Genomic DNA, 6,921 nt, shown 5'->3' with positions numbered 1-6,921 from the left:
GGACCCTCGGCCTGCCCCAGCCCGAAAAGACCGCACCACACAAACACAGAGTCCCCGTCAGTAAACCGACGAGGACTCATGAACGATCGAGGCTAGCCGCCTCCGTTGCTCTCCCAGTGCGCCGGGACACCGATACATGGCCCAAAGGGCAGCATTCGAGCCTCCCGAGCGCACTGTTATAGCGGGTGGGCGCAGAATTCGGTTACCAGCCCGCCGGGTAGCCACTCACGGCGTGGTCCGAGTGGTCACACGAGGACGTCAAGGATTCCGTCACCACCGGCGCGAGAGAGCTCCCAAGGGCTTTCGCGCTCTGCCTGTGTCAGATGGAGAATGCTGATGGGTGACGAATCCTCGAGTGAACGATCACCACTCCTGGGCGGGGACGCGACACCCCTCTCCCTCCCCCGCCCAACCCCTGCGGACGACCACGACGACGCGAACAGAGACCCATGATGATCCAAATACGCTGCCTGGCCCGACAGTTCAGGCGACGCGCCCGCACCAGCGGGATCGTCGCTGCGGTCGACGGCGTCGTCATGGACGTCCGGGCGGGAAGCCCCCCGCTCTGCCGCGCCCCGTAGTGGGCCGAGTCGTGATCTCGCAGTACGACCTGCGAAGAACGCCGAGAGAGGTCGGCAGGCGGAGCGACCGCAGACCCGGCTTTGCGGCATGTACAGGTCGCGGGACAGGGCTCGCGCCGCGGAAGTCGCTGAGTGATTCGATCGCACCGGTCCGGATTACCGACGCTGCGGGACCCCGTCCGGTGGCCAGCGACGCCAACTGGACATGACCCTCAACCCGATTGCCGACCGGTCTGTCCACGGAAGCCTCGGCCTGAACATTCCGGACCTGACCTTCCATGGAACCATCAGGAACTCGCGGACGATCGGCAACAGCGGTGACGGAATCAACACGCCGGGGGAAAAGTCGACAATCAGCATTCTTGGACAATTCGCAAGCCGCGGGAATCCCGACCGTTGAATTCTCATCACAAACACAGAATTCCCTCCCCGGAGAATACTGCATCTCAAAGCGGTGGCGGCTGCATTCGCCCCCCTGAAGTACTGATCGACAGCGACCGGAGATCGTCATGGACAACCGCGACAAGGCTGTACTGCAGGCCGGGGATTCTCTCTATCTGGCGTCCCTTGTCTCACCCAACGGCGCGTATGCCTTGCAGCACCGTCGAGACGGGACACTCGCACTGCGGGACACCCGTGCGGGCAGCGACATCTGGCAGATCGGCAGACCGACGCCTGTACCAGGGATGCTCAGGCTCCTTCCCGAGGGTCACTTGATGCTCCAGGGATCACCGGGGATTCCCGCGTGGACCTCGGGAGGCGTTGATCGGCGAGTGACAACCGCGTCGGTCCGGGACGACGGACGTCTCGTCCTGACAGATCCCGACGGCTGCGTACGATGGAGCCGGGACCCCCTGAGCACGGCTGACCTGGCTGCCTACCGACCGGCGAGCGGTGACCGACTACGGCGGGGCGAGATGCTGGCGGACGATCTCGTTTCACCGAACGGCCGGTACAGGTTGACCCACAGCCCGGCGGGCGAAACCCTGCTTCACACGCCGTCCCAGTCGACCGACGAAGATCGTCGGGTGTGGTCACGCAAGGCGGGACAGCCCGGTGCCTCGATCTCCCTCGGACCGGATGGCGTACTGCGTGCGGGCACCGACTCCACAGTGCTGCAACGGTGGAGTGGCCACTACCTGCTGGATCCGATGGCGTTCGCCGTCTCCGCAGTGATCGTACGCGACGAGGGCGACATCGTGGTGTTGAGGGAAGACGGCACCGAGATCCTCAACAGCGGAACCGCTCCCGAAGAGGCACGGATCGTCAAAAGCGAACGAGATTACGCGCTCCGAAAGGCGGCGGAGGCCGCCAAACCGGTGCGCCCGTACGGCAGCGGGATGGCAACGGACTGGTTCAATCTGCTGGATCTCTGCGCACCCTGCACGATCACTTGGGTGGAACGAATCGACGAGCGGGACGCACTCCTGCGGCTGGGCGCCGGTTCCAGCACAATCAGAGAAAGGACATATGCGGAGGTCGAGTCACCGGCCTACTCCGAATCCGGCGAACCCGTCACAGGGGCACTGGCCGTGGCGGTCGGCGGATGGGTGATGGTGATCGAACCAAGCGGGTTCGAAGGCGTTGAGCGCGCGCGGGCCATGTCGGAGCGGACCCAGACCATCACGTACCACCAAGGCTTCGACGGCGAACGCATCTTCGCCTGGTACCGGGACAGGAAACCGGTCGCGGTGTACCAGGAGGACGACTCGGACCTCCTGGACAGCGGCGCGCCCGCCTCCGAAGGCCACGCTCCAGGAGCGATGGTGCCGTTCATGCGGCAGATCGGCCTGAGCGTGTACCGCCCCGGCGTCGGCGATTTCCTTCCCCCACCGGTCGAGATCGCCTGCCTGATAGCCGGCATCGCTCCCCAGCCCGAGCACTTCGCGGGAGAACATCTGGGCGCTGTCTTCAGCACGTTCTGACACCGTCAGTTGTCCCGAGCCTCGCCCGCTCCCACGGCCATGCCGGCATTTGGGCGGGTAGGCACCAGTCCCTCCTGAGATCCAGACATCCTCCCCAACCCGCAAGGCCAGCCCCCTCGTCAGATCCATAACCAGCCCGTTCCCTTCCGTCTGATCTTCGCGACCCAGACGCCAGGACGCTCGGTGCCGCCTGCACCGCAGGCCGGTGTCCATGCCTTCTTCGGGATCTCAGGCACGGGCTGGTGGAGAGCGGAGGCGATGGTTCTTCCGACGGCATACGACAGCCACCGGCCCGACGGCAGAGCCGGTCGCGGACGCGTGGGTGCCGCTGGCGGAGCAGGTAAGGATCAGCTGCCCTGCGGGACCCTGCTTGCGGCGCGCCGACAGGGGTGAGCGGCACAACCCGTAGCGCGAAGTGCCGCTCAAAGTGCTTGTGAGAGTGCCGTTTTGGCTGTCCTGGCGCAGTTAGTGTCACCACACCGATCGATGATCGCCCTCCCCCGCACCGCGCATCCGGCTCGCACACATCCTCCCTCTCCCATCCCTCCCTGACGTCCACCCACGTCTGCCCGCAACCGCCGAAGCAGGACAACCGCGACGACAGACCGGCCACCGGCCGACCCCCGGCCGGCCCCCGGTCATCGCCTGCTCCGCGGTCACCGCCCGTCCGTCACCGCCCTCATGGAGAATTCCGTGACACCAGCAGATTCCGGACACTTCCTCGACAAGTTCCTCCGGCAAGTCGCCGCGACGCCCGACCGGCCCGCGACAGAGTTCGGCGACCGGCACCTGACGTACGCCGCACTCGACGCCCGTGCCGCCGAACTGGCCGCCCGGCTGCGGTCCCTCGGCGTGGGTCCAGGCGAGACCGTCGGCGTGTTCCTGGAGCCGTCCCTCGACCTCGTGGCGTCGGTCCTGGCCGTCGCCCGCGCCGGCGCCGCCTGGCTGCCGCTGGACCCCTCGTACCCGGCCGACCGGCTGTCGTACATGGTCCGTGACTCGGGCGCCGCGCTGGTCGTCGCCGACGCGACCGCCCCCGAGTGGCTGCGCGGTCTCGGCGTGCCCCTGGCGGACCCGGCGGACGACACCCCGGCCGCCGAGCCCGTCCCGCTGCCCCGGCTGCGCCCGGAGTCCCCGGCGTACGTCATCTACACCTCCGGGTCCACCGGACGCCCCAAGGGCGTCACCCTCACCCAGCGTGGACTCGCCAACCTGGCCGACGCCCAGCGGACCGCGTTCACGGTGCGCGCGGGCCACCGGGTCCTGCAGTTCGCCTCGCCCAGCTTCGACGCCTCCGTCTTCGAGCTGACCATGGCGCTGTGCTCGGGCGCCACGCTGGTGCTGCCGCCGCGCCGGGACGTCCTGTACGGCCCGGGGCTCGGCGACTTCCTGGCTGACACCCGGATCACCCACATCACGCTCCCGCCGAGCGTCCTCGCCATGGTGCCGGAGCAGGAGCTGCCGTACCTGGAGACGATCGTCTGCGCCGGTGAGGCGCTGCCCCAGCAACTCGTCGACCGGTGGGCGCCGGGCCGTGCCATGTTCAACGCGTACGGCCCGACCGAGACCACCGTGTGGGCCTCGCTGTCCCGGACCGAGCCGGGTGGCGGCAAGCCGGTCATCGGCCGGGCCATCGACGGCGTCCGCCTCCACGTCCTGGACGAGTCGTTGCGTCCAGTGCCGCCCGGTGAGCCAGGTGAACTGGTCGTCGGCGGCGAGGGGGTGGCCCGCGGGTACATCGGGCGGCCGGAGCTGACCGCCGAACGATTCGTGCCGGACCCGGACGCCCCGGGCGAGCGGGCCTACCGCACCGGGGACCTGGTGCGGATGACGCCGGACGGGGAGCTGGACTTCCTCGGCCGCATCGACCAGCAGGTCAAGCTGAACGGCTTCCGTATCGAGCCGGACGAGGTCGCGGCTGTGCTGCGCGAGCACCCCGCCGTCCAGGACGTCGCCGTCGTGGTGGGCCGGGTCGGCGCCGAGGACCGGCTGGTCGGCTATGTCGTGGCGCCGTCGGCCGGAGCCCTGGAGCTGCGCCGGTTCGCCGCCGAACGGCTGCCGCACTTCATGGTGCCGTCGATCGCGGTGATCGACCGGCTGCCGCTGCTGCCCAACGGCAAGCTCCACCGGGCCGCACTGCCCGCCCTGGACCGCGCGTCGTTGGGCCTGGGCGACGGCCGGGCACAGGCCAGGACCGAAACCGAACGCCGACTCGCACAGATCGCCGCCGAGTTCCTCGGTATCGACGATGTGGGCGCCGACGACGACTTCTTCCTGCTGGGCGGTCACTCGCTGCTCGCGGGACGCCTCGCGGCACGCGTGCGTTCGGAGTTCGGCACCGAGCTGCCGATATCGAGCATCTACTCGGAGCGCACGGTGGCCAGGATGGCCGCCGAGCTGGACCGGCTGGGCCGCAACGCGCCGCCGTTGCCGCCAGTTGTCCGGGTCCCCCGGGACCGTCCGCTGCCGCTGTCCTTCCCGCAGGAGCGGATCTGGTTCCTGGAGCAGCTCTCTCCGGGCAACCTGGCCTACAACGCCCAGGCCACCATCCGGCTGCGCGGACCGCTCGACGCGAAGGTCCTGAGTGCCACGATCACCGAGGTGGTCCGCCGGCACGAGATCTTCCGAACGGCGTTCTCCGCGGTCGACGGCGCCCCGGTGCAGGAGATCCGCCCCCCGATGGCGGTCCGGGTGCCCGTGGTCGACCTCCAGGACGTGCCGGAGGAGGACCGGGAGCGCCGTACCGAGGAGGTCGTACGGGACACGATCCGCCGTCCCTTCGAGCTCACCAACCCGCCGCTGGCCCGCTGGCTACTGATCCGGCACGCGCCCGACGACCACACCCTCGTCCAGGTGGAGCACCACTTCGTGCACGACGGCTGGTCGTTCGGCGTGCTCCTCGACGAGATCCGCACGATCTACCCCGAGCTGGCGGCCGGCCGGCCGTCGCCGCTGCCCGAACCGCCCATCCAGTACGCCGACTTCGCCGCCTGGCAGCGCGCCTGGATGCGCGACGAGGTGCTGGACCGTCATCTGGACTACTGGAAGGGGCATTTGAAGGATGCCCCGCTGGTCCTCGACCTGCCGAAGGACCGGCCACGGCCGCGCGTCCCGTCGTTCCAGGGAGCGGCCCTGCGGGTGGAGCTGCCGGCCGAACTGAGCCGCGCGCTCAGGGAGTCCAGCGAACGGTCGGGAGTGACGCTGTTCGCCTCCATGCTGTCGGGCTTCGCCGCCCTGCTGAGCCGCTACTCGGGGCAGAGCGACCTGGTGGTGGGCACAGGTGCCGCGAACCGCCGCCTCGCGGAGACCGAACGCATGCTGGGCATGGTCGTGAACACGCTGCCGCTTCGGCTGGACACCTCGGGTTCCCCGGACTTCGACGGGCTGCGACAACGGGTGCATGAGGTGCTGGTGGAGACCTCTGACTGGCAGGACGTACCGCTGGACCGGCTGGTGGAGGCCGTGGCGCCGCCCCGGGTGCCGTCCATCAATCCGCTGTTCCAGGTGATGTTCAGCTTCCACAACGCCATCGTTCCGGACCTGGAGTTCGGGGGTGTGCGGGGCACCGTCCTGGAGCGTCACAACGGCTCGTCCAAGATGGACATGAACATCGTGGTGGTGCCACGGGCCCAACAGCGCGCGGGCCGTGAAGACCATCCGGACCTCGACCGGATCACGCTGATCTGGGAGTACGCCTCCTCACTGTTCGACGAGGACACGATGCGGCGGATGGTGGACCGGTACATCACCCTCCTGCGGTCGGCGGTCGCCGAGCCGACGCGGCCGATGGATCGCATCGAGTTGGAGACCGGCTACGCGGCGGACCACGAACATCAGCCGTACGGCGGCGGGTTGGGTGAGTCGGTGGTGTTCCCGGAGGGTCTGCTGAGTGATCTGGTGGACGACGTCGCTGCGACGACCCCGGACGCTGCGGCCGTCACCGATTCCGAAACCACCCTGTCCTACGGGGAGTTGACCGGCCGCGCCAACCACCTGGCAACACGGCTGCAGGCTGCCGGGGTCGGTGCGGATACCCCGGTGGGTCTGTGGATGGACCGGTCTGCGGAAATGGTGGTGACGCTCCTGGCGATCGTGAAAGCCGGCGGCGCCTTCCTGCCGCTCGATCCCGACCTGCCGGTCGGCCGTGCGGTGAGACTCCTGACCGATGCGGGTGCACCCGTGGTCTGCGTGGACGGACAGCGGGCCGAGTCACTCGCGGGCGGCACGCTCACCATCCTGGACTGCGGTCCCGGCACGCTCGCCGAGTCGTCACCGACCGCGCCCGACAGTGGTGTGACGGGCGACAACCTGGTCTCCATCTACTACACCTCCGGCTCCACCGGCACTCCCAAGGGCGTCGCCTCCACCCATGCTGGCTGGGCCAACCGCATGCAGTGGATGCAGGCCCAATACCC

General features: G+C 68.7%; 3 protein-coding genes. All 3 read left to right on the top strand.

Features of this window, described 5'->3' with window-relative positions; translation table 11 throughout:
• The first annotated feature begins 786 nt into the window (after positions 1-786).
• A complete protein-coding gene (locus ACFXC1_RS51135) occupies positions 787-981 on the top strand; it encodes a hypothetical protein (RefSeq protein ID WP_381257350.1) in 195 nt (64 codons plus the stop codon).
• Positions 982-1,498: 517 nt separating this feature from the next.
• Complete coding sequence (locus ACFXC1_RS51130; protein WP_381257347.1) at positions 1,499-2,506, top strand: DUF6461 domain-containing protein; 1,008 nt, start codon at positions 1,499-1,501, stop codon at positions 2,504-2,506.
• Between the two features lie 693 nt (positions 2,507-3,199).
• Positions 3,200-6,921 (top strand): amino acid adenylation domain-containing protein (locus tag ACFXC1_RS51125; protein ID WP_381257344.1); only part of this gene is annotated, 3,722 nt, incomplete at its 3' end.

The organism is Streptomyces hokutonensis, assembly GCF_042751305.1.
Classification (GTDB): domain Bacteria; phylum Actinomycetota; class Actinomycetes; order Streptomycetales; family Streptomycetaceae; genus Streptomyces; species Streptomyces hokutonensis_A.
The sequence above is the reverse complement of the archived record's forward strand: the minus strand, read 5'-3'. Positions and strand labels throughout refer to the sequence as shown.

What these genes read in the sequence shown, in the direction of transcription:
- ACFXC1_RS51135 (WP_381257350.1), top strand. Translation starts at nt 787, where the DNA reads ATGACCCTCAACCCGATTGCCGACCGGTCTGTCCACGGAAGCCTCGGC.
- ACFXC1_RS51130 (WP_381257347.1), top strand. Translation starts at nt 1,499, where the DNA reads ATGCTGGCGGACGATCTCGTTTCACCGAACGGCCGGTACAGGTTGACC.